The organism is Pseudomonas sp. IT-93MI4 (genome assembly GCF_949767635.1).
GTDB lineage: Bacteria > Pseudomonadota > Gammaproteobacteria > Pseudomonadales > Pseudomonadaceae > Aquipseudomonas > Aquipseudomonas putida_A.
In genome coordinates this window covers 257,441-283,369 of record NZ_CATKPP010000011.1, presented here as the reverse complement: position 1 = coordinate 283,369, position 25,929 = coordinate 257,441, and the positions used below count along the sequence as shown (strand labels likewise).

Sequence of the window (25,929 nt, the reverse complement as noted above, 5' to 3'; positions counted from 1 at the left end):
AGACAATCACTGTGGGTCGAGGTAGCGCTGGGCAACCGCAGACTGACGGATTTGCCCGATCAGGCCCTGACGTGCGCCTTGCAGATCATCCCAGCGTTGCGCTTCGTGCAGCGGCGGGATGGTCACCGGTTCGCGACGATCGAAACCGACCAGTGCGGCGTCCACCAGATCGCCCACTTCCATGATGTCGTTCAAGGTGTTGATGTCGATGCCGGAGCGATCCCAGATTTCCGTACGGGTGGCGGCGGGGAGTACGGCTTGCACGTAGACGCCCTGAGGTGACAGCTCCAGGCTCAGTCCCTGGGACAGGAACAGGACGAAGGCCTTGGTCGCACCGTAGACGGTCATGCCGAACTCCGGCGCCAGGCCCACCACCGAACCGACGTTGATGATCGCGCCGTCACCGGCCTTGACCAGACGTGGAGCGATGGCGCTGGCCAGGCGCACCAGCGCGGTAGTGTTGAGGGCAACGAGTTGCGCAACGCTGTCGGTGCTTTGGTCGATGAAGTTACCGGAGAGGGCCGCGCCGGCGTTGTTGACGAGGATGCCGATACGGGCGTCGTCGCGCAGGCGGTTTTCAACGGTGCTCAGATCAGCGAGTTGGGTCAGGTCCGCCGGGATCACATCGACGGTGACGTCGTGTTCGCTGCGCAAGCGGGCTGCAAGTGTGTCCAGGCGTGCCTGGTCGCGGGCAACCAGAACCAGATCATGGCCGCGGCGCGCGAAGCGCTCGGCGTAGACCGCGCCAATGCCGGTGGAGGCGCCAGTGATCAGAACAGTAGGGCGAGTGCTCATGGGGGATCTCTCTTTCAGGATGTGAGAAACAGAACGCGCTCAGTTGGCGCTGACGCTTGATTCAGCCAGCGTCGGGTAGTCGATGTAGCCTGCCGCACCGCCGCCGTAGAGGGTGGCGGGATCGAACGCGGACAAGGGCGCGCCCTGCTTGAGGCGCTCCACCAGATCCGGATTGCCAATGAATGGGCGACCGAAGGCGATCAGGTCGGCCTGGTCTTCGGCGAGCTGCGAAGTCGCCAGGTCCAGGTCATAGCCGTTGTTGGCGATGTAGGTGTTTTTGAAGCGCTGGCGCAGTGCGCCGAAATCGAAGGGCGCCACGTCGCGCGGGCCACCGGTCGCGCCTTCGACCACATGCAGATAAACCACGCCGAGGGCATCGAGTTGCTCGGCGACGTAATCGAATTGCGCCTGCGGATCGCTGCTGGAGACGCCGTTGGCCGGCGACACCGGAGACAGGCGCACACCGGTGCGATTGGCGCCGATTTCATCAACGACGGCCGCCGTCACTTCAAGCAACAGACGCGCCCGGTTTTCAATCGAGCCGCCATAGGCGTCGGTTCGCAGATTGGCGCTGTCCCTGAGGAATTGATCGAGCAAATAGCCGTTCGCGCCGTGAATTTCCACGCCATCGAACCCGGCGGTAATCGCGTTTGCCGCAGCCTGGCGAAAATCGGAAACGATCCCCGGCAGTTCACTGGTCTCCAGCGCGCGCGGCGCCGAGACATCTTCAAAGCGATTGTTGACGAAGACTTTGGTGGCGGCGCGCAGCGCAGAAGGGGCCACGGGGGCGGCGCCGTTTTCCTGCAGATCAACGTGCGATACGCGGCCGACATGCCACAGCTGCAGAAAAATTTTTCCGCCCTTGGCATGGACTGCATCGGTCACCTGGCGCCAGCCGTCAATCTGCGCCGGCGTGTAGATTCCCGGGGTGTCCTGATAGCCCTGACCTTGTCGGGAAATCTGCGTGGCTTCACTGATCAGCAAGCCTGCGCTGGCGCGTTGGCTGTAATAGGTGGCCGCGAACTCGCTGGGTACGAAGCCTGCGCCTGCACGGTTGCGAGTCAGCGGTGCGAGGACGACGCGGTTCGACAGCGTCAGGTCGCCAAGTGTGTAAGGGGTGAACAGAGTCTGGTTACTCATCTGGTATTTCTTCCGTGCCCGTTGGTGGAGATCGGTGTGCGTGCAATTAGGATGATGATCGAAATCTAAACTGTCAACGGTTTTGATTATGACCAGCATCTATGTATGATTGGCGCCAGCATTCCCAATGAACACGAGGTACTGCACGTGCGAGTGACCAAGGCCCAGGCGCAGGCCAATCGAGAACACATCGTCGAGACCGCTTCCGAGCTGTTCCGTGAGCGTGGCTTTGACGGCGTCGGTGTGGCGGATCTCATGGCGGCTGCCGGTTTCACCCACGGTGGTTTTTACAAGCATTTCGGCTCCAAGGCCGACCTGATGGCTGAAGCCGCTTCCTGCAGTCTTGCCAAGTCGCTGACAGGTGCCGAAGCGCTCGACGTGCCTGGCTTCATCGATGTCTATGTGACGAGAGAACATCGCGACGGACGTGGCAGCGGTTGCACCATGGCCGCGCTGTGTGGCGACGCGGCGCGTCAATCGGATGAGGTGAAAACGACGTTTGCCGAAGGGATCGAGCGCACCCTGCAGACCCTCGGAGACAAATATCCGACCGGGCCGGACGCCGTGGCGGGCGAGGGGAGAAAGAAAATGATCGACCTGCTGTCGCGGGCTGTCGGCGCGATTGTGCTGTCGCGTGCCTGTCCGGATGATTCCGCGCTGGCTGACGAGATTCTTGAGGTGTGCCGCGCTGAAATGCTGGCTTCGTTGCCGGTTGACGAAGAGGTGGTCTGAGGCGGCGCTCGCTCAGTAAACCCAGCACAAAAACGCCCGTACAATCAGCGGCCAACCAACGGCCCGCCACTCAAAAAAAGCGCCGTCAAATCGCAGATTGACGGCGCCTCCTGCTCAGATCCAGACGTCGTTGTCAGCCGTGCGCTCGCCACCTTCGTGCCCGGTGTTACGCACACCCCGAGGCTCGATCATCATCAGGCGCGCTTCTCCCTCCGCTGCCGTCCGATGTTCGATCCCGCGCGGCACGACGTACAGCTCACCCGGTTCGACGTATACGCTGCCATGGGGCAGGTCGATCCGCAGCGTGCCCTCGATCACAATAAAGGCCTCATCGGTTTCCGGGTGAGAGTGCCAGATGAATTCACCTTCGATGCGAACCACTTTGAACTGGTAGTCATTCATTTCGGCGACCACACGGGGGCTCCACTGCTGATCGATCAGCGCGGATTTCTGCGCCAGATTGATGGCGTGCAGTGCTGGTACTTTGCTGGTATGTGGCATGACAAATCCTCTATCAGACAGAAGTCGTCAGCCTAGCGGAGGGGTTATTGGCGATGCTTGTACGATCCTGCAAGTTGCCTTTGCCCCAGGACGCGTTCCAGCCAACGCGATGGAGATACCCCATAAGTGCGGGTGAAGTGCCGGGTCATATGACTTTGGTCGTGAAAACCCGCAGCCAGTGCGGCATCCACCAGCGAGAATCGGTCAAGCAGCAGCGTGCGCAATATATCCAGGCAACGCAGGGTCACGAAGCGATAGGGGCTGGTGCCAAACAGCACTCTGAAGTCCCGAGAGAGGCTCCATCTTTCACGACCGCTGGCGCGCTCCAGCATTTCCAGCGTAATGCTCTGGTGCAGGTGAGCCATGATGAATTCCCTTGCGCGCTCGGCTGCCGGGTAATCGAGCAGTTTGCGCCCGCGAGGTTTGCCGGCCACGGCGCGCAGGGCCATAGCCAGATCAAACAGGGCGTCCTGTTCTTCCAGCGGATCAAGTGAGTAATCCATCGCCTGCACGAACGCTTCGCTGGCGCGATACAGGCGTGGGTCGCTGGACAGACCTCCGGCGATGAAGGGTAGCGGTTCACCCTTCAACACCTGCTGAATCAAAGCCGGATCGATATAGGCCATTCGATAGCGAAACCCCGCTTCGGTCCCGGCCATGCCATCGTGCAGTTCATCAGGATGCAGGAGCAAGGTGTTTCCCGGTAAGCCGTGGCGCAGGCTGCCCTTGTAGTGAAAGCTTTGCACGCCAGAGAGTGTGCGACCGATCGAGTAAGTATCGTGCCGATGTGTGTGGTAGCCATGGCCGCCAAACCGGGCTTCGATACGTTCTATCCGCCCCGGCTGTGTGCTGCGCACTACCCAATCGGAATCTGGATCTGGTCTGGACTGTTCCATGGTTTCACTGTCCTTGAGAGAAGCCTGCTGCGAGCGATGATAGCCAACCTGATCGAAAGCAGGGTGTCACCGTTGCCCTCGCGTATTTTGCGCCAGACGCTCACGCCAGTTGCCACCGTGCGTGCGTTGGCATTCTTCCTCGGAGTCGAAACGCACGTTGCGCTCTGAAGGGGACAGGTCGATATCGGCTTCCCTCAGCGCAGTGGCCGTCAGTTCGAAGAGGCGTGCCTTGGCGTCAGTCAGGGCGAGGTTTTTGTCGGCTTCGGTGTCGAACACCCAAATGACATTCAGGGTCGCCGCCAATGCGTTCAGGTCAGCGGTGTGAGTCAGCCAGGTGAAGCCCTGGATTTCAGCTTTTGCGGCTTCACATGCGTCGGTGAGCGTGGCAATCAAGCGCCGCTCGATCCGCGCCAGTTCTCGTTTTCCAGCAGGCATTGCAGATCCTTTGACGACAGTGGTGGTGTGGTCTCAATGTAATTGCTGAGGTTCACAAATTCTCATATCCAACCCGAATACCCTGTGGGAGCGAGCTTGCTCGCGGAAGCGGTAGGTCTGTTATGTCAGTGTTGACTGACTTGGCGCCTTCGCGAGCAAGCTCGCCCCCACAAAGGTTGCTGTGAACCGGGATGCCCCTGTCCAGCACAAATGTTTGTGGGAATGTGGCGTCAGTCCAGATCGCTGGCCTGATGTCGCTCCGCAACCTGACTGGCCTCGTCACCCCAGGTGCGATTGACGCGCTGGCCACGAATCACCGCAGGGCGTTGGGCGATGTCCTCTGCCCAGCGCTGCACGTGGGTGTATTCGTGGGCCGCTAGAAATTCGGCGGCCGCATACACGTTGTTGCGCACCAGTTGGCCGTACCACGGCCAGACCGCGATGTCGGCGATGGTGTAGCTGTCGCCGGCCAGATAGCGGCTCTCGCCAAGGCGCCGGTCAAGCACATCGAGCTGACGCTTGGCTTCCATGGTGAAGCGGTTGATCGGGTATTCGAGCTTCTCCGGCGCATACGCGTAGAAGTGCCCGAAGCCACCGCCCAGATAAGGTGCGGCGCCCATCTGCCAGAACAGCCAGTTCAGGGTTTCCGTGCGGCCGGCGGGATCTTTCGGCAGGAAGGCGCCGAATTTCTCTGCCAGATACAGCAGGATCGAACCGGATTCGAATACCCGAATCGGCGGCTGTGCGCTACGGTCGAGCAGCGCCGGAATCTTCGAGTTCGGATTGATCTCGACAAAACCGCTGGAGAACTGATCGCCCTCGTTGATGCGGATCAGCCACGCGTCGTACTCGGCCTCGGTGTGCCCCAGTGCGAGCAATTCTTCCAGCAGGATGGTCACCTTGACGCCATTGGGCGTCGCCAGTGAATACAACTGCAGCGGGTGTTTGCCCACTGGGAGGGTCTTTTCATGCGTCGGCCCGGCAATCGGGCGGTTGATGCTGGCGAAATGGCCGCCGGACGGGGCTTCGTGTTTCCAGACTTTGGGCGGTACGTAGGGCGCTTTACTCATGAAATGGGCCTCATGGTGAACTTGCCGAGAATGACCTGACGGGTATCAGACCAGACAGCATAAACGCTCTAGCTCAAGACTGCGCAACCCCCGGAATGATCAAACACGCCGCCAGACCCATCAACGCGATCCCGATGGCCTTGTCGAGGAGCCGCTGTTTTTCCAGCAGGCGCCGGCGTAACCGTTCGGTGGAGAAAAACAGCGCGACCAGGCTGAACCACAGCCAATGAATGACCGACATGAACAGGCCATAGGCGAAGTTCAACGTCAGCGAACTGCCTGGCTCCACCACCTGACTGTACGCCGCTACCACGAACAACATGGTTTTCGGATTCAGTGCATTGGTCAGAAATCCCGAGCAGAACACCTTCCAGGCACGGGGTGCCGAAGCGCTCGCCTCTGCAAATGTCAGAACAGATTTATTGGTAAAGGACTTGATGCCCAGATAGACCAGGTAGCCGGCACCCAGCAGCTTCATCATCCAGAACAACATGGGTGACTGAGTGATGATCAGCGCCACCCCGAACACCGTGTAGAACACATGAACCTGCACGCCACAGGCGATGCCCAGCGCAGCCAGCAAACCACTGCGCCGCCCGTAGGCATAACTGTTGCGAGTGACCATGGCAAAGTCCGGGCCGGGGCTGATCACCGCCAGAACAGTGATGGCGATTACCAGAAACAATTCATTCATCCATACGCTCCATCGCGTTATTTGCGCTACTTGAATTCACAGATACAGCGCCTGCAGCATCGCCGCCAACAGCGTGGATGGAATTAACAGGCCCTGAGTGGCGACATGATGGAGAAGTGTCTTTGGCAAAAAAAACGATTTATAGTCGCGAAAATCTGTGAGAAATCATCGTCTATATGAACCTGCCTCCGCTGGCTGCCTTTCGCTTCTTCAACACCGCCGCCCAGACCCAGAGTTTCGTCAAGGCCGCTGAGTTGCTGCACGTCACCCACGGCGCGGTCAGCCGCCAGGTGCGCTTGCTGGAGGAGGCGATCGGGGTCGAATTGTTCGAGCGGCGTAACCGCGCGATTTTTCTCAATCACGCGGGACGCTTGCTGTTCAACGTCACCGCGCCGATGTTCGAGCAATTGCAGAACACGGTTTATCGCCTGCAGCGTGAAGTCCACGACGATGTGCTGGTGGTGTCCTGCGAGCCAACCATCGCCATGAAGTGGTTGATCCCGCGCTTGCCTGACTTCCACAGCGCACACCCACAGTTGCAGGTGCAATTGCTGACGGCCGGCGGACCGATCGACTTCGCTCGTTCAGGCGTGGATCTGGCGATCCGCCGCGACGATTTCCATTGGGACGAGACCGTGCACGCCGTGACTGTTTGCGAGGAGTGGATCGGTCCGGTTTGCGTGCCGTCCAGTCGTCCTGACGGCGAGCATTTGCGCGGCGCCTGCCTGCTGCACAGCAAGACGCGCCCGCAGGCGTGGGACAACTGGATGCGACAGACCCGGATCAGCGCGGCAGGGGGCAGTCGGGTCGATTACGAGCATTTCTACCTGTGCATTCAGGCCGCGCTGGCCGGGCTGGGCGTCGGTATGGCGTCGTTTCTGATGGTGCAGGACGAACTCAAGTCCGGCCAGTTGATCGCGCCGTTCGGCTTCGTTCGCGACGGTTCGAGTTATTGCCTGCTGTCACCGCGACCCTTCGAACAGAGCGCCAATGCCATGCTTTTTCGCGAGTGGATTAGCCAGCAGATGAGTGCGTGCAGTCAATGGTTTGGGGGTGATCTGCAGCCTTGAAAGTGCAAGAGCTGCTGTGGATCAACCAGCTTGCACTGGCCAGCGCCTATTCAAGTGCTCCGTCAAATAATCCATGAAGGCTCTGACCTTCGGCGTCATCGCCGCACGTTCCTGCACGCATGCATAGATGTCCATCGGTTCGACATGCCCGTGGGTTTCACCCGGAAGATCTTCGAACAGTTGCACCAGTTGACCGCTCTCGAGATAGGGCGCAGCGACGAATTCGGCCAGGCGCGTGACACCTGCGCCGTTGACTGCCATTTGCGCCAAGGCATCGATGTCGTCGCTGATGGCGGTGGCGTTGATCGGGGCGTCGTAGCGTTGGCCGTCGCGGATGAGGCCCCAGCGCAGAAAGCGTCCATCCAGTGGATAGCGAAACGCGAGGCAGGCGTGGTGTTGCAGCTCTTGCGGTGATTGCGGCACCCCGGCGCGCGCAAGGTAGGCGGGAGCGGCGCAGAAGATGAACGGCAGGGAAACAATCCGGCGCGCGACGATGCCGTCTTCCAGTTGCGGCTTGATCCGCAGGCTCAGGTCGATGCCGTCCTGGATGTGGTTGATTTTGCCGTTGGTGGTCGACAGCTCGACCAGCAGGCGTGGATGCAGCGCGGCGAAACTGGCGAGTAACGGCGCCAGGACGTGGCGGCCGAATGCACTGGTGGAGGCGATGCTCAAACGCCCTTGCAGTTCGCTTTCATCGCCGACGATCGCACTTTGCGCCGACTCCAGATCAGCCGCGATGCGTCGGACCTTTTCGTAATACAGCGCACCATTTTCGGTGAGGGCCATGCTGCGGGTGGTGCGTTGCAGCAGGCGAACGCCGAGGTGCGTTTCGAGGCGACTGAGGGTCTGGCTCACCGCGGCCGCACTGACGCCCAGGGTCTTGGCGGCGCCGACGATGGAGCCTGCTTCGACCACTTTGATAAAACTGGCAATCGCCGCCAACAGATTCATCCGTGTCCCGCCGCGTGGGTTTGATTCGTAAGTTGTGCTTTATAAAGTACCTGTGGCGGGCCGTCTAGTTGAGGGCAGGGGGCTTTGCTAAGGTGCCGGCTCCCTGTCAATGGATGGAAAAGCCATATGAATCAAAGAACCACTACCGAGGCCTTGTATCCCACCCGGCGCAAGCTGTCGCCGCGTGCAACGCCGTACGTGTTTGCGTTGTACATGGCGACGATCATGGCGTTCCTGATGTCGCTGGTGATCACCGCCGCCAATTCCGGGATTGATAACGACTACCTGAGTAATGCCTTGCACGCCTACAAGCTGGCGATGCCGGTGGCTTTCCTTTGCATCCTCGTGGTGCGGCCGATCGTGATCAAACTGGTGGCGATGACGGTGCACCCGCATCGTTGATGAGCCCCGATCTTTTGATCTTCAAAAACAACAGCAAAAGATCGCAGCCTGCGGCAGCTCCTGCAGGGAGCGGCTCGGCAACGCCGTCGGGTAAAAACAATCGAAACTTCGCGCGCTCCCAAGCTGTCCAGACCCATGTACTGCCCGGCGGATATCTCGCCGGGCAGGCTTCATGCACAGGTGACAGGCGAGGAACGAGATGACGACGACAGTGGGAGATTTTCTGGTTGAGCGGCTCAGCCAATGGGGCGTCACGCGGATTTTTGGTTATCCGGGAGACGGCATCAACGGCGTGTTCGGCGCGCTCGCCCGAGCCAATGGCAAGATCGAATTCGTTCAGGCGCGACACGAAGAAATGGCCGCTTTCATGGCCTCGGCCCACGCCAAGTTCACGGGCGAGTTGGGCGTGTGCATCGCCACTTCGGGACCGGGTGCTTCGCACCTGATCACCGGGTTATACGACGCACGCATGGATCATCAACCGGTGCTGGCGATTGTCGGCCAGCAGGCGCGGACGGCGCTTGGCAGTCATTACCAGCAGGAGCTGGACCTGGTCTCGATGTTCAAGGATGTGGCCGGGGCGTTTGTGCAGCAGGCGTCGGCGCCGTCGCAGGTTCGGCATTTGCTCGACCGCGCCGTGCGTACGGCGGTTGGCGAGCGGCGGGTGACGGCGATCATCCTGCCCAATGATTTGCAGGATCTTGAGTATGAGCCACCGGCGCGGGCGCATGGCACCGCGCATTCCGGCGTCGGTTACACCAAGCCGAAAGTGCTGCCCTACGAGGCCGATCTGCAGCGCGCCGCTGATGTGCTGAACAGCGGTGAAAAAGTCGCGATTCTGGTGGGCGCCGGCGCACTGCAGGCAACGGATGAAGTGATCGCCATTGCGGAAAAACTCGGTGCCGGGGTCGCCAAGGCGTTACTCGGCAAGGCTGCGCTGCCGGACGATTTGCCGTGGGTCACCGGTAGCATCGGCCTGCTGGGCACCGAACCGAGCTACAAGATGATGCACGAGTGCGACACCTTGCTGATGATCGGCTCGGGTTTCCCCTATGCCGAGTTCCTGCCCAAGGAAGGTCAGGCGCGTGGCGTGCAGATCGATCTGCAGCCAGACATGCTCAGCCTGCGTTATCCGATGGAGGTCAATCTGGTCGGCGACTCCGCCGAAACCCTTGCTGCACTGCTGCCGTTGCTCGAACAGAAAACTTCGCACAAATGGCGCAAGAAAATCGAAGGCTGGCGCAGTACCTGGGAGAAGACCCTGGAAAAACGCGCGATGTCCAAAGCCGATCCGATCAATCCGCAGCGGGTGGTGTATGAACTGTCACCGCGCCTGCCGGATCAAGCGATCATCACCAGCGATTCGGGTTCCTGCGCCAACTGGTACGCCCGAGACCTGAAGATTCGCCGGGGCATGCAGTGTTCGCTGTCCGGTGGCCTGGCCTCGATGGGCGCTGCCGTGCCATATGCGATCGCCGCCAAGTTCGCCCATCCCGAGCGCGCGGTGATTGCGCTGGTGGGTGACGGCGCGATGCAGATGAACAACATGGCGGAGCTGATCACCGTCGCCAAATACTGGCGCCAGTGGAGCAGCCCGAAGTGGATCTGTGCGGTGTTCAACAACGAGGATCTGAATCAGGTCACCTGGGAGCAGCGGGTGATGGAGGGCGATCCGAAGTTCGAAGCCTCGCAAAGCATTCCCGACGTGCCGTATCACCTGTTCGCCATTTCCATCGGCCTGAAGGGGATTTTCGTCGACCGCGACGAGGACGTCGCTGCCGCCTGGGAGCAGGCGCTGGCCTCGGACGTGCCGGTGCTGATCGAGTTCAAAACCGATCCCAACGTGCCGCCGTTGCCGCCGCACATCAAGCTCGAACAGGCAAAAAAATTCGCCACCACTTTGCTCAAGGGTGACCCCGACGAAGCGGGCGTGATTGTGCAAGCCGCCAAGCAGGTGCTGGCCAGCGTCCTGCCCGGCAAAAAATAACCCCATGTAGGAGCTGCCGCAGGCTGCGATCTTTTGACTTTGATTTTTTAAAACAAGATCAAAAGATCGCAGCCTGCGGCAGCTCCTACAGAGGTTCGTGAAAAATATCCAATGAGCAAAACCGTCAGCGCCCAAGATCTGCACATCAGCCTTGATCCGTTAAGCGAGGAGGGGTTGTTCAAATGGTTGCTCGCCAGTTTCCTGATGGGCAAGCGCATTCAGGCCGGCATTGCCGCCGAGGCCTATCGAGTGATTGCCGAGCGGCATCAGCGCGATACGCTGCGCAAACTCGCCCATTGCACGCATCGACAATTGGTCGGCATGCTCGGTGAGGCGCATTACGTGCGTTACGACGAAACCACGGCCACGCGGCTGCTGGCCCTGGCGGCGCGGCTCAATGATGAGTACGCCGGCAAGGTCGGCAACATCGTCAAGGCCTGCGTCGATCGTGCCGAGTTCGAACAGCGCCTGATGGCGTTTGACGGGATTGGTCCGAAGACCGTGGAGATTTTCATGCGTGAAGCGGCGAGGGTGCTTTTTTGATGTTCATCGGTTGCGCAGGCTGGAGTCTGGGGCGTGAGTATTGGCCGCAGTTTCCGGCCGAGGGCACGCATCTTCAACGTTATGCCGCGCAGTTCAACTGTGTGGAAATCAACAGCTCGTTCTATCGCCCGCATCGGCGTCAGACCTATGCGCGCTGGGCGGACTCGGTGCCGCCGGGCTTTCGTTTTTCGGTGAAGATGCCAAAGCAGATCACTCATGAGTTGCGTCTGCAGAACTGTGATCAGGCGCTGGATGAGTTTCTCGGGCAGTGCGAGGGTCTGGCCGATCGGCTGGAGTGTTTGCTGGTGCAACTACCGCCGTCGCTGGTGTTTGAGCCGGCAAGTGCAGAGGCGTTTTTCGTAGCGTTGCGCCAACGCTTCGCCGGTGCCGTGGTGCTTGAGCCACGGCATGAGTCGTGGGTGGCGGCGCCGATGCTGCAGGCGTATCGGATTTCCCAGGTCGTGGTCGATCCGTCGCGGATCAGCACCGATGGTTCGGCGCAGGGCTGGGCGGATGTGCGTTATTGGCGGCTGCACGGTTCGCCACGCATTTACCACAGCGCCTACGATGAGCGCTATCTGCAAGCGCTGGCAGAGCAAATGAAAGTCGCGGCAGCAGAGGGTGCCGCGGCCTGGTGCATCTTCGACAACACTGCCAGTGGTGCCGCGCTGGGTAACGCGTTGGCACTGGCAGCGTTGATGGCAGATTGAAGCAGGCGGACAACTACTCTTAGAAGGTTGTCGCGCCGACGAACATCAGCGGTTCAGGAAACCCAGCAGGTCTTCGTTGAGCGCTTCGGTGTGCGTTACGGCAAAACCGTGGGGGGCGCCGGCATAGACTTTCAGCTCGGCGCCCTTGATCAGCGCGGCGGCTTGCTTGCCGGTGGTTTCGAACGGCACGATCTGATCGCCGTCACCGTGGATCACCAGGGTCGGCACGTCGATCTTCGCCATGTCTGGACGGAAGTCGGTTTGCGAGAATGCGGTGACGCAATCCACGGTGCCTTTCAGCGAGGCGAGCAGGGCGACGTTCAGGGTTTGCGTGAGCACGCCGTCGGAGACTTTCTGGCCCTGATTGGTGCCGTAGAACGGCGCGGCGAAATCAGCGATGAATTGCGCGCGATCCTTGAGCAGACCGGCCTTGATCCCGTCGAACACCGAGGTGTCGACGCCCTGCGGGTAGTCGGCTTTCTTGCCGAACAGTGGCGTCACTGCACCGAGCAGTACCAGCCCGGCAACGCGCTCGCTGCCGTGGCGGGCGATGTAGCGGCTGACGTCGCCGCCGCCCATGGAGAAGCCGACCAGCGTCACGTCGCGCAGGTCGAGGTGGTTGATCAGTTGCGCGATGTCATCGGCAAAGGTGTCGTAGTCGTAGCCGGTCCACGGTTGATCGGAGCGCCCGAAACCACGGCGGTCGAAGGCAATCGTGCGGTAGCCGCGACTGCTCAGGTATTCCATCTGGTATTCCCACATGTCGGCATCCAGCGGCCAGCCATGGCTGAATAACACGGGTTTGCCGCTGCCCCAGTCCTTGAAATAGATCTGTGTGCCGTCATCGGTAGTGAATGTGCTCATGGGAACTCCTTGCTGTGGGCGATCGTTCGGAAGGCCGGATGCCGCAATGGCCGCCCATCACTATCGGCGCAAATCGCGGCTGTCACTTGTACGCAAGTGCTCAATTGCCATGGCGGGTGGCGTGGTTCTTTTCCAGCGTCACAGTTGTAAGATGCAACCACACGCTGGATTTGATGGAGAAACACCCTGTGAAGCGCAAAAGTCTGCACGGCAACGCCTGCCCGGTCGCCCGTACGCTGGACCTGATCGGCGATTGGTGGTCGCTGCTGATCATCCGCGATGCGCTGGAGGGCATCCGCCGCTTCAGTGATTTTCAGAAGAATCTGGATATCGCCAAGAATATGCTCAGCGCTCGGCTCAAGAGCCTGGTAGAGCAGGGGATCCTGCAAACCGTGCCGGCCGCCGATGGCGGTGCCTATAAGGAATACGTGCTGACCGAACGCGGCAAGGCCTTGCAGACGGTGATCGTCGCGCTGTCGCAGTGGGGCGGGGAGCACCTGTATGCGCCGGGTGAGCCGGGTTCGGTGATGGTTGATGCGCAGCAGCGGCAGCCGATCAGGAAACTGAAATTGCGTTCAGCGGATGGCCGCTTACTGGCACCTCAGGACGTGGCGACGAAGTTGGGCGTTGCGCACTGACCCAAGGATTCCCCTCGGAAAACCGCAGCCGCATCGATTGTTCAATCCCTGTTACAAACCCGACAAAAGGTTGAAACGATTGTTTGACGTCAAAATGATGGCCATCTAATATCGCGCCACTATTTTGATGTCATTCCGTATCGAGGGATCGAACATGTACCCACCCGCCCTCGCGGCGAGGTTGTGCGCAGCTTTGCTGTGCCTGTCTCCACTCCAGATTGCCTTCGCTGCACCCACTCCCGGTGAAACCGACCTGATCCGCGATCGCCAGAATCGCTTGCTCGAAGAGCAGCAGCGGCGTCTTGAAGACCTGAAAAATCTGCCCGGCAAAGAGGCCGGTCCGGCGCAACCAGCGGCGCCCACCGACACCCGTTGTTTCCCGATCAAGGACATCGAACTCAAGGGCGCCGACAGTCTGTCCGACAGCGACAAAACCCGCCTGCTCAAGCCCTACATCGACCAGTGCCTCGGGGTGCCGCAACTCAACGAGTTGCTCAAGGTCATCACCGACCATTACATCGAGAAAGGCCTGGTCACCAGCCGCGCCTACCTGCCGCAGCAGGATCTGTCTGGCGGGCATCTGAAAGTGCTGGTGGTCGAAGGCAAGCTCGAAGGCATTAAAGGCGCCGAGAACAGCAAGCTTTCGGAGCGTGAGCTGGCGATGGCCTTTCCCGGCAAGTCCGGCGATCTGGTCAACCTGCGCGAGATCGAGCAGATGGTCGATCAGCTCAATCGCCTGCCGTCCAATCAGGCCAAGATGGAGCTGGCGCCGGGCAAAAACGTCGGCGGCAGTGAAGTGCTGGTCACCAACACGCCGCAGAAACCATGGCGTGCCGGACTGTCGCGCAGCAACGACGGCCAGCGCAGCACCGGCGAACAGCAGTGGGGCACCACCTTCGATTGGGACAGTCCGCTGGGCCTGGCCGATCAGTTGAGCCTGCGCGGTGGTCACGATGCAATGACCGATCACCAGCACACCTCCAGCAACGCCATGCTCAATTACAACCTGCCGTGGGGCTGGTGGAACTTCAGCTACACCTACAGCCAGAGCGACTACCGCTCGCAGATCGCCGCCAACGGCTACAACTTCAAGCAGACCGGCGACAGCGAAAACCATCAATTGCGCGCCGAGCGAGTGATCCATCGCGACTCGGTGAGCAAGACTTCGCTCAGCGCCGGGCTGTCCTACCTGCGCACCAACAACTACATCGAAGACAGCAAGCTCAAGCTGAGCAGCAACCGTATCAGCGAAGCGCAGTTCGGCTTCAACCACGGTCGCCGCATCGGCAGCGCCTTCGTCAACTTCGACGCCGGCATGCAGGAAGGCATCGGCGCGTTCGATGCGCAGGGCAGCCACGATCCAGGCCCCGGCGAGCCCGACGCACGCTACCGCAAATACACCGCGACTCTGAGCTACCTGCAGCCGTTCAAGGTATGGGGCGAATCCTTCAGCTTCAGCAGCCTGATGACCGGCCAGCGCAGCGAAGACGTGCTGTTCAGTCCGCAGCGCACCAGCCTTGGCGGGTCAGCGTCGATCCGTGGCTACAAGGATCAGTCGTTGTCCGGCGACAGCGGCGGCTACTGGCGCAACGATCTGCGCTGGAGCCGACCGGTCACGGCCGAATGGCTGCGCCCGGTGTTCGCTGAATACGGCACCAGCCTCGGTTACGACCAAGGCGTGATTCGCGGCGACCGTTACAACGGTGATCAGCACGGACGCATGTCGAGCAACTCGCTGGAACTGTTCGCCCGCGGTGAGCATGTGGCCGCCAGCGTGACCTTTGCGCATTCCCTCGAACGCCCGGACGTGCTGACCGAGCGTGAAGCGCCGATCTATTTCCGCCTCGACTTTTTCATCTAATTCAAATTCTTCGAGACCATCGACATGGATGTTCGTCAGTTCGCCTTCCTTGCAGGCCAGCCTTCTGCGGCCGTAAAAAACCGTGAGTCGTTTCTGGGCATGCCCAAGCGCGGGCTGGCGTTCCTGCTGGCGAACGTGATGTTCTGGCAACCGATGTGGGCGCAGGCCGACGGCATTGTCGTGGCCAACCCGAACACCGCGCTGGACCGGGCCGGCAATGGCGTGCCGATCATCAACATCGCCACGCCCAACGGCAGCGGGCTGTCGCATAACCAGTTCCACGATTACAACGTCGGCGCGCAGGGTGTCATCCTCAACAACGGCTCGGCGCAGACCTCGAACACCCAGTTGGCCGGGCACATCATTGGCAACCCGAACCTGAAAAACAGCGGTTCGGCGCAAGCCATTCTCAACGAAGTCATCAGCGGCAACCCGAGCCAGTTGCGCGGTTACACCGAAGTGGCGGGGCAGTCGGCGCGCGTGATAGTCGCCAACCCGTATGGCATCACCTGTAATGGCTGCGGCTTCATCAACGCACCGCGCGTGACGCTGACTACCGGTAAGCCGGTGCTGGATGGCGCGGGCCGGCTGGATCGTTTTCAGGTTGATCAGGGTTCTGTGGCGATCGAAGGCGCAGGCCTCAACGCCAATAACGTCGACCGCTTCGAAATCATCACCCGTAGCGCGAAGATCAACGCCGAAATTCAGGCGCAGAATCTGACGATTGTTGCCGGGCGCAACGACGTCAACGCACAAACCCTGAATGCCACGGCCCGTGCCGATGACGGCAGCACCAAACCGCAACTGGCGATTGACTCCTCGGCGCTGGGCGGGATGTATGCCGGGGCGATCAAACTGGTTGGCACCGAGGCCGGGGTCGGCGTGAAGCTCGACGGTAAACTGATCGCCAGCGGTGGCGATATTCAGCTTGATGCCAATGGTCAATTGAGCCTGGTTGATACCTCGGCGACCGGTGCGGTCAACGTCAAGGCGGCCAGTCTCGATGCGCGCGGGCCGGTGTATGCCGGAACGACATTGAACGTGCAAACCCAAGGCAATCTGACCAACCACCAGACCCTGGCTGCCCGCGACAGTATCAACCTCAGTGCCGGTGGTCAGCTGACCAACGCCGGAGTCATCGAGGCCGGGGTCAACGCCGACGGCAACCGTAACGCCAACGGTGATCTGAGCCTGAGTGCGCAAAACCTCGACAACACTGGCAAAAGCCTCATCGCCGGCCGCAATCTCACCGTCAGCGCCGCGCAAACCCTGAGCAACCAGGGCGGTACGCTCAGCGGACAAACCACGGCGATCACGGCGGGCACGCTGGACAACCGCAACAGCGGCCGCGTGCTCGGTAATGCGACGCTGAACGTCACCGCCAATCAGCTATTCAACACTCAAGGGGTGATCCATAGCTCGGGCCATCTGACCGGTAGTTTCGGTCAACTGGACAACAGCAACGGCGAGTTTTCCAGCAGCGGCGTCACCCGGCTCAACGCGGCAACGGTGAACAACCGCAGCGGTCAGATCCTCGGCGATCTGGGGCTGAATATCGACCTCAGCGGCGCGCTGGACAACCGTGACGGCGTGCTCGGCTCCGGCCAGTTGGTGAGTCTGCAGGCGGCCAGCCTGGATAACCGCGATGGCGGTGTGCTCGTCAGCGACGGTAGCCTGACCGTGCGTCTGCGCGGCGCACTCGACAACCGCAACAAAGGCGAGATCACCGCCAAGGGCGCCATCGATGCGCAAGCCGGCAGCCTCGACAACCGCGACGGCAAAGTCATCGGCAAAACCACACTGGCACTGCGCAGCGATACGTCAGACAACCGCACAGGCGTGATCCAGGCTGATCAGCAACTGACGCTCAACGTCGATCGTCTGGACAACCGCGACAAGGGCCAGATCACCGGCAAGTCCGGTATCGCTTACGCCGGTACACGTCTGGACAACAGCGGCGGACTCATCAGTGCGGTCGGTCCGGTGAGCCTCAACGCGGGCGAAGTGCAAAACGCCGCAGGTCGGATCTCCAGCCAAGGTGATCTGACTGCGGCCATCGGGTTGCTGCAACAGCAGGGTGGTGCGCTGGTCGCTCAGGGCAATCTGAGCCTGACCGGCAAGACGCTCGACAACCGCAATGGCGGTCTGGTCGGCACCACAAAAGCGCTGACCCTGACAGTCGACGACATCGACAACCGCAACGGCGAAATCTCCAGCAGTCTGCTGTTGAACATCAAGGGCCAGCGCCTGGACAACAGCGACAGCGGCAAGCTGCTGGCCGGCACCGACCTGGGCCTCGCCGTGGCGAAACTGATCAACCTGAATCAAGGCCTGATCAGCGCCAAGGGCGCAACCACGCTGACCGGCAGCAGCCTGGATAACAGCGGCGGTCGCTTCAACAGTCTCAACGGTCTGGTGATTACCCTCGACGATGCCTTGATCAACGCGCAGGGCACTATCAGCAGCGAGGGCACGCTGACGGCCAATCTTGGCCGGTTCGACAACAGCGCCGGTGGCCTGAGCACAGCCGGCGTATTGTCGGTAACCAGTCGTGGCGCGGTGCTCAATCGGGCGGGTTCGATCAACACCGACAGCTCCTTGACCCTGACCAGCGCCAGCCTCGATAACAGCCAGAAAGGTTTGATCAGCGCCAAAGGCGCCAGTCATGTCGATACCGGTGATTTCGATAACAGCCTGGGCGGCAAACTCACCAGTGAAGCGTCTCTGACGCTCAAGGCCGCTCAGGTCAACAACGCCACTGGCCGGATTGCCAGCCAGCAAGCGTTGAACGTATCGGTCACCGGGCTGGATCAGCAGGGCGGCGAACTGTTCAGCAAATCCGACCTGACCCTTGATTTGAACCACGGCCAATTGAACAACCAGAACGGTTTGATCAACGCGCCCGGCACCCTGCTGCTGAAAAACCTCAATGGCGTGAACAACCACAGCGGCGAGATCTCCAGCCAGCAAGCATTCACCCTCGCCGCCAATGACCTGGATAACAGCAACGGCAAGCTGATCAGCCAGCAAGGGCTGACGCTGCGCATTGCTCAAGCCTTGAATAACCTCAAAGGTGTTATTTCTGCGGCGGCACTCGACAGCCATTCTGTCAGCCTCGAGAACCAGGATGGCTTGATCAGCAGTCGTGGCCCCCTGGTGCTGACCACCGACAAGACCTTGAACAACCAGTCCGGCACACTCATCGCCGACGGTGAACTGACGCTGACCGCTGATACGCTGATCAACCAGCAGGGCAGTATTGCCGGCAAGTCCGATGCCAGTGTTCAGGTCAAAAACCTGAACAACCAGAACGGTAAACTGATCGCCACCGGTATGCTCAAACTGAGCGCCGAGACCCTCGACAACCGCCAGGGTGGCTTGCTCGGTTCGACCAAAGCCATGACCCTGACGGTCGATGAGCTGGACAACCGTGGCGGCGAAATCTCCACCAACAGCGACCTGCTGCTGACCGGTAAAAAACTTGATAATGGCGATGGCGGCAAGGTCTTCACCAGCCAGGCACTGACGCTCACGGTCGATCAGTTGCTCAACCGCAACAAAGGCCTGATCGATACGGGCACGCTGCTGAAGCTGCAAGGTCGTACGCTGGACAACAGCGGCGGTGAATTGCTCAGCCAGCAGGACATGCTGCTGAACCTCAGCGGCGACTTCACCAACCACCTCGGCAAAGTCAGCAGCGAAGGCGCGCTGACCGTCAATACTGCGCAACTGAGCAATACCGGTGGCAGCCTGTCCAACGCTGCAGATCTCACTCTCGACAGCACTGGCAAAGTCGATAACCAGGGCGGACGGATCGTCACCGATGGCGCCCTCGTGCTGAATAGTACCGGCCTGGATAACCGGCAGAAGGGCATCGTCAGCGGCAAAGGCGCGGTCACGGTCACGACCGGTGACTTCGATAACAGCAGCGGTTCGCTGAGCAGCGCCGACACGCTCGATCTCGTCGCCGGCCAGGTAACCAACAGCGATGCCGGCAGTATCGGCAGCCAGGGCGCACTGACCGCGTCGGTGACAGGCTTCGATCAACAGGGCGGCAAGCTGCTCAGCAACACGCGCCTGAGCCTGGACCTGAACCACGGCCAGTTGAACAACATCAACGGCGTGATCAGCGCGCCCGGCACTCTGCTGCTCAAGCAACTCAACGGCGTCAACAACCAGGGCGGCACGATCTCCAGCACTGAAGCGTTCACCTTGACCGCGCAAAGCCTGGACAACAGCAACGGCAAACTCCTGAGCAATCAGGGCTTGACCCTGCGCATTGCCAACGCGCTGGACAACGTCAAGGGCCTGATCGGCGCGGCGTCGATTGATGCGCGGGCAGGCAGCCTGAACAACAGTGGTGGCAGCCTGGTCAGCCGTGGCGATCTTGAACTCACGGTCGATGGCCTGCTGCGCAACGATGCCAGCGGCCTGATCAGTGCCGCGCAGGCGCTGAACATCGGCAGTGCCGATCTGAACAACCAGAGCGGCACGCTACTGGGTGTCAGCGCGGTCACGCTCAATGCGATGGCGCTGAACAACCGTGACAGTGGTTTGATCAACAGCAAGGGCGATCTGAAGCTGACCGCGACCAGTCTCGACTCCAGCAATGGCGGTGAAGTCTCCGCCGCGCGTGACATCGATCTGACCCTGACTTCGTTGACCCAGAACGGCGGCCGCCTGTTGGGCGACCAAGCCGTCACGCTGGACCTGGCCAACGGTGACCTCGATAACCAGAACGGCCTGCTCACCGCCAAAGGCCCGCTGACCCTCAAGCGTCTGCGCGACCTGAACAACCAGCGCGGTGAGATCTCCAGCAACCTGGGTTTCGACGTCATCGCTCGTGCCGTGAATAACAACGCCGGCAAGTTGATCAGCGGCGAAAAACTCTTGCTGCGTGGCACCTCGATCACCAACCAGAAAGGCTTGCTGTCCGGCTGGCAAGGGTTGAGCGTCAGCGGAGACAGCCTCGACAACCGCGACAGCGGCACACTCTCGAGCAAGCTCGGTGATGTCGCGGTCGAGCTCAAAGACGCGTTGCTCAACAGCGGTGCCGGTGCGCTGGTCGCCGAAGGCAGCCTGACCGTCAAGGCCGGCAGCCTCGATAACAGCAACAAAGGTATTTTGAGCAGCGGAGCAGGGCAGGTCCTCACGCTGAACGGGGCGCTGACCAACGTCGGCGGCGCGATCAATGCGCAGCAGGCGATCACCGCCACGGTTTCGCGACTGGACAACAGTGGTGGCCAGATCGCCAGCAACGACGCGATCACCCTCAACCTCAGCGGCGACCTCAACAACAACGGTGGCCGACTGGCTGGCGCGGGCCCCGTGCTGATCAAGGGCGTGACTGATCTGAGCAACCAGAACGGCCAACTCGCCAGCCAGAAGAATCTGAACCTGTCGAGCGGCACGCTGGACAACAGCAACAAGGGCACCATCGCCGCCAATGATCTGCTACAGATTACCGCCAACGGCGCAGTGCGCAACAACGCTGACGGTTTGATCTACAGCCAGAACTCCGCGCTGCAACTGAAGGCGGCGAGCCTGAACAACGGCAAGGGTGCGCTGCAAAGCGAAAACGGCCTGACCCTGGATATCAGCGGCGACCTCGACAACCAGAGCGGCAAGGTCATCGCACAAAACGGTGATGTGAGCATCAACGCCGCCAATATCGATAACCGTGGCGGGACTCTGTCCAGCATCAAGGGCGCGCTCGAAGCGCGCACGGTAGGTGTGCTGCGCAATGGCTACGACCTCAACAACAACCGTCAGGGCGGCATCATTCAGGCACAGGGTCTGAAGCTGTCGGCACTGGCCGGGCTGGACAACAACGGCGGACGCATCTCCGCGCAAGCGACAGACGCGAACATCACCACGGCCGGATTCAATAACCGCAACGGTGTGCTTTATGCCAAAGGTCTGGTGAGCGTCAGCGGCACCAACCTGGACAACGGTGCCGGGCAAATTGCCGGTGAGCGCATCGACTTCGGCCTCAGCGGCGCACTGAGCAACGTTGCGGGTGTCATTGAAAGCAACACGCAACTCGCCGTCAGGGCGGCCAACGTCAACAACCAGAATGGTCGTCTGCGTTCGCTGGGCAACTGGGGCAAGACCGACTTCCAGATCGGCGGCCAACTCGACAACCGTAACGGCGTGCTGGAAACCGCCAACACCGACATGACCGTCAACGTCGGCAGCTTCCTCAATGACGGCGGGCAACTCAACCACGTCGGCCGCGGCAAGTTCGAGATCTCCACGGCCAATGTGATCGGTGCGGGGGGCAGCATCACCACCGGTGGGCTGCTGGAACTCAATGCTGATACCTGGAACAACAGCAGTGTCATCCAGGCTGGACGTTTGAACGTCAATGTTCGGCAGTTCAGCCAGACTGCCAGTGGACAGTTGCTCGCATCTGAGTCGCTGCAGGCGCGCGGTGGTAATTGGATAAATAATGGTTTGATCGCCAGTGATGGCGTCATCGATATGCAACTGGGCGGTAGTTATAGCGGCAATGGACGCCTGTCGAGCGTCGGCGGAATTAATCTCACAGCAGCACAATTGACGCTCGATTCTGTTTCCAGTATCGCCAGTGGTGGCGATATGCAGATCAAGATTGGCGGCTTGCTCAACAACGCCGGACGTCTGACATCCAACGCAGATCTTACCGTTGAAGCCGGCAGCCTCAACAATACAGGCACCTTGGGCGGCGCTCAGTCGGTAACGATCAAGACGCCGAACCTGGTGAATGATCGTGGCCTGATTTTCAGTGGTGAGAACACCAACCTTGAGGTCACTAGCCTCACTAATAGCTACGGTGACTTCTACAGTTTGGGCGACCTGACTATCAAGGGTTACGGAGGTGTAGAGCGGGCCAATATTCTGGAAAACATTTCCGGGACTATGGAAAGCGTTGGCAACATGTCGATCAACGCCGCGACACTGAACAACCGTGGAGAAAAGTTTGAAGTATCGCGAAAGTTGGTCTCCGGGTTCATTGCAACCAAGTGTAATGACTGCAGCGGTGATACCTATTACGTCGACTTTGGCCTGAAAGAAATTTACGAAGGGGGCGTGTCCGATCAGTCTCCCGGCGCGAAATTGACGTCCGGTGGGAACTTTACTTTCAACGGTGGAGACTTCCTCAACAGTCGCAGTGAAGTGGTGGCTGCTCGTGACATCACCGTCAATGCTGCCAACTTCAGCAACGTCGGTGCTTCCGCCGGCACTATCGAGCGCACGCGGATCTACAAGATGCCGGGCATTACTGACGGCACGTATTCACGCTTCATGCGTGGGGATGTCTGGGAGTACAACCAGCGCAATGATAATGGACCGCTGACGTTCCACTACATGGATGATGCCGGGCAGTTCCGTACTGGCAAGCATGCGAAGGAAACGTTTTTCCGCAAGGGGAGCGAAGAGGTACGCGATATTCTGGTCGATGCGGAAACCGGCCAGAAACTCATGAAGTACGGTGCCTATCAGCATCCGGCCACGGGTCAGAAATCAGAATACGACCCGAACAATTTGCTTTCGATTCCAGCCGCTCTTGCCAATTTGACGCCGGAAAGTGACATCGAAATTTCCCGTGATGGCGGGGCTGTGCAGAGCGCTGTGGTGCAGGCGGGGGGCAAGGTGAATATCACCGCGTCCCAGAACCTGACCAACAGCGTTATCCATCAAGACTACGGCTTCAGTGCAGGAGTCGACCGTCGCCAAAACACACAAGGCGGTGGTACAGGTAAACCGTTGCTGGTGCACCTTAACAGCCAACTGCCGCCGGACCTCGCCCAGCAGCAGGTCAACCCGCTGTCCCTGCCCGGCTTCTCCCTTCCAACCGGGGATAACGGTCTGTTCCGCCTGAGCGGGCAGGGCGCCACGGATACCGCGCCAGTCGCCACGACCGGCCCGGCGCTGACCTGGACCGTGGGTGGGCAAACCGTCGCCACAGAAGAGCACGTCGTGGCTGCCAGCACTGGCGGCCCGCGTAATCTTTTTATTGACGCGCCGCCCGCGGTCTCCGACAGCACGCGCGCAGTGGATACGTTCCACCGCACCCCAAGCATCGTGCAGGCCGTGGCCAGTACGGTCGACGTCAACGTGCCGGTGAACGCCGCCGGCCCGGGCATGAAAGACCGCGGCAACGACGCCAAGGAGTCGATCGACACCCGTCCGGTGACCCGCGTCACCGGTCTGCCGGACACCAAGGCGCCGTCCAACGCGCACAAATACCTGATCGAAACCAACCCGGTGCTGACCGACCTCAAGTCGTTCATGAGCTCCGACTACCTGCTGGAAAAACTCGGCTACGACCCCGACCAGAGCGCCAAGCGCCTCGGCGACGGCCTCTACGAGCAACGCCTGATCCAGCAAGCCGTCACCGCCCGCACCGGCCAGGCGTTCATCGACGGCCAGACCTCCAACGAAGGCATGTTCAAGTACCTGATGAACAACGCCATCGCCAGCAAGGACGCCCTCAACCTGTCGGTAGGCGTCGGTCTAACCTCGCAGCAAGTCGCGGCGCTGACCCACGACATCGTCTGGCTCGAAGAGCACGAAGTGAACGGTGAGAAAGTGCTGGTGCCGGTGGTTTATCTGGCGCAGGCCAATGGCCGCCTAGGTCCGACCGGGGCGTTGATTGCCGGTAATGATGTGACGCTGATTGCCGGTGAAAACCTGGACAACGTCGGGACGTTGAAGGCGACGAATAATCTGTCGGCGACGGCGGGTAACAATCTGATAAATAGTGGACTTATCCAGGCTGGGAATCGTCTGGATCTGTTGGCGACCAACGACATTATCAATAAATCCGGGGGCGTCATCACCGGGCGTGAAGTGTCGCTGAACACACTCAGTGGAGATGTAATCAACGAGCGCGTTGTTACTTCATCCGACAGCAGCACGCGTTTCGGTACTCAGCATCACGATTTCGCCGATACAGCTGCACGTATCGAAGCCACCAATGACCTGAGCATCATGTCCGGCCGCGACATTAATATCTCCGGTGGTGTGCTGCAAAGCGGTCGAGACATGGATCTTGATGCCGAGCGCGATCTTAATATCGCAGCGACACAAGTCACTAACAGCGTATTTCACGACAGCAAACACAACAGCAGTGACGTCACTCAACTGGGTGCGAACGTCAATGCGGGACGCGATTTCACAGCGCAGGCCGGTCGCGACCTAGCAGTGATCGCCAGCCAGATTGATGCTAAGCGCGATGTCTCGATGAGCGCTGCCGAAAACTTGATCATCAGTTCTGCGGCGGACGAACAGCACTCTTTGTCCAAGGGCAAGAAACTTACCGTTCAGGAAGATCATGTCAGCCAGGTCATGTCGGGGGTGACGGCAGGCGGCAGTGTGGCGCTTAGTTCTGGCGAAGATCTGACCGTTGTCTCCAGCCGGGTCACGGCGGGCGACGAGGCGTATCTGGTAGCGGGTAACAACCTGAATATTCTCGCGGCCCAGGACACTGATTACTCGCTGTACGACAAGAAGAAAAAGGGCTCTTTCGGCTCCAGTAAGACCAAGCGTGATGAGGTGACCAAGGTCGACAACATTGGCAGTGTGATCACCTCGGGTGGTGACATGGTACTGGTGAGTAATGGCGATCAACATTACCAGGCCGCCAAACTGGACAGTGGCAATGATCTGACCATCACCAGTGGCGGCTCCGTTACTTTCGAAGGCGTCAAGGATCTGCATCAGGAGAGTCACGAGAAGAGCAGTTCAAGCTCGGTCTGGAGTTCTGCGAAGGGTCGAGGGAATACCGACGAAACACTTCGTCAGACCGAACTCACAGCTAATGGCAATCTGGTAATCAATGCTATTGACGGCTTGAATATCGACCTGCGCGACATCAACCAAAAGTCGGTCAGTCAAACGATCGACGCCATGGTCAAAGCAGACCCGGGGCTCGCCTGGTTGAAAGACGCCGAGAAACGCGGTGATGTTGACTGGCGCATGGTCAAGGAAACCCACGAATCGTTCAAATACAGCAACTCCGGAATGGGGCCGGCAGCCATGCTGGCGGTGGTCATCATTGTTTCTGTGCTGACAGCAGGAACCGGAACAGCCGCGACGATAGGGGCTACTGCAGGTCAAGCGGCTTCGTCTGCGGCAATCGCTGCGGGTGCTTCCGCATCTACGGCTGCTACCATTGCCGCGGCTGCATCTGCGGCAGCCACGGCGGCGTTTTCTGCAGCGGTAGGGCAGGCTGCTACCAGTGCAATCAACAACAAGGGCAACTTGGGCGATACCTTCAAGGATGTGATCGCTTCAGAGAGTTTCAAAAGTTACGTTTTCGCTGCAATCACGGCAGGTATTGCCTCGAAGTTCGGATACAACCCCACAGATCTGAACTTCGATCTGGACAGTGTCCAGAGCGTAGCTATGAAGGCGACGTTTGATGCCTTGGCGAAAACGGCGGTCATGGGCGGGAGTCTTCAGGACAATCTGGTTTCTTCAGCACTTGGCTCCGTCGTTGCCATCGGTGGCGCGGTTGCAGCTAATAAGATTGGTGATATCACCGTATTCGACCAAGGCAAAGTCACCAAGGTTGTGATGCATGCCGCGCTGGGCGGTTTGATGGCCGAAGCGATGGGTGGCGATTTCCGTACCGGTGCGATTGCAGCGGGGGC

General features: G+C 60.0%; 17 protein-coding genes and 2 pseudogenes. 10 read left to right on the top strand and 9 right to left on the bottom strand.

Annotation, left to right across the window (positions count from 1 at the left end; genetic code table 11):
* Positions 1-6 precede the first annotated feature (6 nt).
* Positions 7-795, bottom strand: a complete 789-nt coding sequence (locus ACM6I7_RS08430) for an SDR family NAD(P)-dependent oxidoreductase (RefSeq protein WP_414888341.1) — start codon at positions 793-795, stop codon at positions 7-9.
* Positions 796-834: 39 nt separating this feature from the next.
* On the bottom strand, positions 835-1,935 hold the full coding sequence (locus tag ACM6I7_RS08425; protein ID WP_414888340.1) for an alkene reductase: 1,101 nt from the start codon (positions 1,933-1,935) through the stop codon (positions 835-837).
* A 105-nt stretch (positions 1,936-2,040) separates the two neighbouring features.
* Here ACM6I7_RS08425 and ACM6I7_RS08420 point away from each other — a divergent pair, with 105 nt between their 5' ends.
* Positions 2,041-2,667: a TetR/AcrR family transcriptional regulator gene (locus tag ACM6I7_RS08420; protein WP_414888339.1), complete on the top strand. Its 627-nt coding sequence runs from the start codon at positions 2,041-2,043 to the stop codon at positions 2,665-2,667.
* A 114-nt stretch (positions 2,668-2,781) separates the two neighbouring features.
* On the opposite strand, the gene ACM6I7_RS08415 is transcribed toward ACM6I7_RS08420, so the two are convergent.
* The 5 genes from ACM6I7_RS08415 to ACM6I7_RS08395 form a co-directional block, all read right to left on the bottom strand.
* Complete coding sequence (locus ACM6I7_RS08415) at positions 2,782-3,168, bottom strand: cupin domain-containing protein (RefSeq protein WP_047294860.1); 387 nt, start codon at positions 3,166-3,168, stop codon at positions 2,782-2,784.
* Positions 3,169-3,212: 44 nt separating this feature from the next.
* Positions 3,213-4,064: an AraC family transcriptional regulator gene (locus ACM6I7_RS08410; protein ID WP_414888338.1), complete on the bottom strand. Its 852-nt coding sequence runs from the start codon at positions 4,062-4,064 to the stop codon at positions 3,213-3,215.
* 66 nt (positions 4,065-4,130) lie between these two features.
* Positions 4,131-4,499 (bottom strand): hypothetical protein, encoded by a 369-nt coding sequence (locus tag ACM6I7_RS08405; protein ID WP_096796431.1) that lies wholly within the window; start codon positions 4,497-4,499, stop codon positions 4,131-4,133.
* Between the two features lie 230 nt (positions 4,500-4,729).
* Complete coding sequence (gene yghU, locus ACM6I7_RS08400; protein ID WP_027613031.1) at positions 4,730-5,569, bottom strand: glutathione-dependent disulfide-bond oxidoreductase; 840 nt, start codon at positions 5,567-5,569, stop codon at positions 4,730-4,732.
* 73 nt (positions 5,570-5,642) lie between these two features.
* Complete coding sequence (locus ACM6I7_RS08395; RefSeq protein WP_115989557.1) at positions 5,643-6,263, bottom strand: LysE family transporter; 621 nt, start codon at positions 6,261-6,263, stop codon at positions 5,643-5,645.
* A gap of 176 nt (positions 6,264-6,439) precedes the next feature.
* Between ACM6I7_RS08395 and ACM6I7_RS08390 the strand changes: the two genes are divergently transcribed.
* Positions 6,440-7,333, top strand: coding sequence for a LysR substrate-binding domain-containing protein (locus tag ACM6I7_RS08390; RefSeq protein ID WP_414888337.1), 894 nt, complete (start codon positions 6,440-6,442; stop codon positions 7,331-7,333).
* A gap of 21 nt (positions 7,334-7,354) precedes the next feature.
* On the opposite strand, the gene ACM6I7_RS08385 is transcribed toward ACM6I7_RS08390, so the two are convergent.
* A complete protein-coding gene (locus ACM6I7_RS08385) occupies positions 7,355-8,284 on the bottom strand; it encodes a LysR family transcriptional regulator (protein WP_414888336.1) in 930 nt (309 codons plus the stop codon).
* A gap of 126 nt (positions 8,285-8,410) precedes the next feature.
* On the opposite strand from ACM6I7_RS08385, the gene ACM6I7_RS08380 reads away from it, so the two are divergent.
* From ACM6I7_RS08380 to ACM6I7_RS08365, 4 genes are all read left to right on the top strand, one after another.
* The gene (locus ACM6I7_RS08380) at positions 8,411-8,686 is read left to right on the top strand and encodes a DUF2798 domain-containing protein (protein ID WP_414888335.1); all 276 of its coding nucleotides are present in this window, start codon (positions 8,411-8,413) and stop codon (positions 8,684-8,686) included.
* A gap of 199 nt (positions 8,687-8,885) precedes the next feature.
* Positions 8,886-10,673: a thiamine pyrophosphate-requiring protein gene (locus ACM6I7_RS08375; protein WP_285373827.1), complete on the top strand. Its 1,788-nt coding sequence runs from the start codon at positions 8,886-8,888 to the stop codon at positions 10,671-10,673.
* Positions 10,674-10,784: 111 nt separating this feature from the next.
* Positions 10,785-11,216 (top strand): DNA methylase, encoded by a 432-nt coding sequence (locus ACM6I7_RS08370; protein WP_414888334.1) that lies wholly within the window; start codon positions 10,785-10,787, stop codon positions 11,214-11,216.
* Positions 11,216-11,926, top strand: a complete 711-nt coding sequence (locus ACM6I7_RS08365) for a DUF72 domain-containing protein (RefSeq protein WP_414888333.1) — start codon at positions 11,216-11,218, stop codon at positions 11,924-11,926. Before ACM6I7_RS08370 ends, ACM6I7_RS08365 begins: the two co-directional genes overlap by 1 nt.
* A gap of 45 nt (positions 11,927-11,971) precedes the next feature.
* Here ACM6I7_RS08365 and ACM6I7_RS08360 read toward each other — a convergent pair whose 3' ends face one another.
* Positions 11,972-12,790 carry an alpha/beta fold hydrolase gene (locus ACM6I7_RS08360; RefSeq protein WP_225135318.1) on the bottom strand — a complete coding sequence of 273 codons (819 nt, stop codon included), beginning with the start codon at positions 12,788-12,790 and terminating at the stop codon, positions 11,972-11,974.
* A gap of 188 nt (positions 12,791-12,978) precedes the next feature.
* Between ACM6I7_RS08360 and ACM6I7_RS08355 the strand changes: the two genes are divergently transcribed.
* The 4 genes and pseudogenes from ACM6I7_RS08355 to ACM6I7_RS08340 all read left to right on the top strand — a co-directional run.
* A complete protein-coding gene (locus ACM6I7_RS08355; RefSeq protein WP_414888332.1) occupies positions 12,979-13,428 on the top strand; it encodes a winged helix-turn-helix transcriptional regulator in 450 nt (149 codons plus the stop codon).
* Between the two features lie 154 nt (positions 13,429-13,582).
* Complete coding sequence (locus tag ACM6I7_RS08350; RefSeq protein ID WP_150368791.1) at positions 13,583-15,289, top strand: ShlB/FhaC/HecB family hemolysin secretion/activation protein; 1,707 nt, start codon at positions 13,583-13,585, stop codon at positions 15,287-15,289.
* Between the two features lie 24 nt (positions 15,290-15,313).
* A pseudogene (locus tag ACM6I7_RS08345) lies at positions 15,314-21,973 on the top strand (filamentous hemagglutinin N-terminal domain-containing protein); the annotation flags it as partial.
* Between the two features lie 1,071 nt (positions 21,974-23,044).
* Positions 23,045-25,264 (top strand): annotated as a pseudogene (locus tag ACM6I7_RS08340) (hemagglutinin repeat-containing protein); the annotation flags it as partial.
* Between the last annotated feature and the right edge of the window lie 665 nt (positions 25,265-25,929).

What these genes read in the sequence shown, in the direction of transcription:
- ACM6I7_RS08430 (WP_414888341.1), bottom strand. Translation starts at nt 795, where the DNA reads ATGAGCACTCGCCCTACTGTTCTGATCACTGGCGCCTCCACCGGCATT.
- ACM6I7_RS08425 (WP_414888340.1), bottom strand. Translation starts at nt 1,935, where the DNA reads ATGAGTAACCAGACTCTGTTCACCCCTTACACACTTGGCGACCTGACG.
- ACM6I7_RS08420 (WP_414888339.1), top strand. Translation starts at nt 2,041, where the DNA reads ATGATTGGCGCCAGCATTCCCAATGAACACGAGGTACTGCACGTGCGA.
- ACM6I7_RS08415 (WP_047294860.1), bottom strand. Translation starts at nt 3,168, where the DNA reads ATGCCACATACCAGCAAAGTACCAGCACTGCACGCCATCAATCTGGCG.
- ACM6I7_RS08410 (WP_414888338.1), bottom strand. Translation starts at nt 4,064, where the DNA reads ATGGAACAGTCCAGACCAGATCCAGATTCCGATTGGGTAGTGCGCAGC.
- ACM6I7_RS08405 (WP_096796431.1), bottom strand. Translation starts at nt 4,499, where the DNA reads ATGCCTGCTGGAAAACGAGAACTGGCGCGGATCGAGCGGCGCTTGATT.
- yghU (WP_027613031.1), bottom strand. Translation starts at nt 5,569, where the DNA reads ATGAGTAAAGCGCCCTACGTACCGCCCAAAGTCTGGAAACACGAAGCC.
- ACM6I7_RS08395 (WP_115989557.1), bottom strand. Translation starts at nt 6,263, where the DNA reads ATGAATGAATTGTTTCTGGTAATCGCCATCACTGTTCTGGCGGTGATC.
- ACM6I7_RS08390 (WP_414888337.1), top strand. Translation starts at nt 6,440, where the DNA reads ATGAACCTGCCTCCGCTGGCTGCCTTTCGCTTCTTCAACACCGCCGCC.
- ACM6I7_RS08385 (WP_414888336.1), bottom strand. Translation starts at nt 8,284, where the DNA reads ATGAATCTGTTGGCGGCGATTGCCAGTTTTATCAAAGTGGTCGAAGCA.
- ACM6I7_RS08380 (WP_414888335.1), top strand. Translation starts at nt 8,411, where the DNA reads ATGAATCAAAGAACCACTACCGAGGCCTTGTATCCCACCCGGCGCAAG.
- ACM6I7_RS08375 (WP_285373827.1), top strand. Translation starts at nt 8,886, where the DNA reads ATGACGACGACAGTGGGAGATTTTCTGGTTGAGCGGCTCAGCCAATGG.
- ACM6I7_RS08370 (WP_414888334.1), top strand. Translation starts at nt 10,785, where the DNA reads ATGAGCAAAACCGTCAGCGCCCAAGATCTGCACATCAGCCTTGATCCG.
- ACM6I7_RS08365 (WP_414888333.1), top strand. Translation starts at nt 11,216, where the DNA reads ATGTTCATCGGTTGCGCAGGCTGGAGTCTGGGGCGTGAGTATTGGCCG.
- ACM6I7_RS08360 (WP_225135318.1), bottom strand. Translation starts at nt 12,790, where the DNA reads ATGAGCACATTCACTACCGATGACGGCACACAGATCTATTTCAAGGAC.
- ACM6I7_RS08350 (WP_150368791.1), top strand. Translation starts at nt 13,583, where the DNA reads ATGTACCCACCCGCCCTCGCGGCGAGGTTGTGCGCAGCTTTGCTGTGC.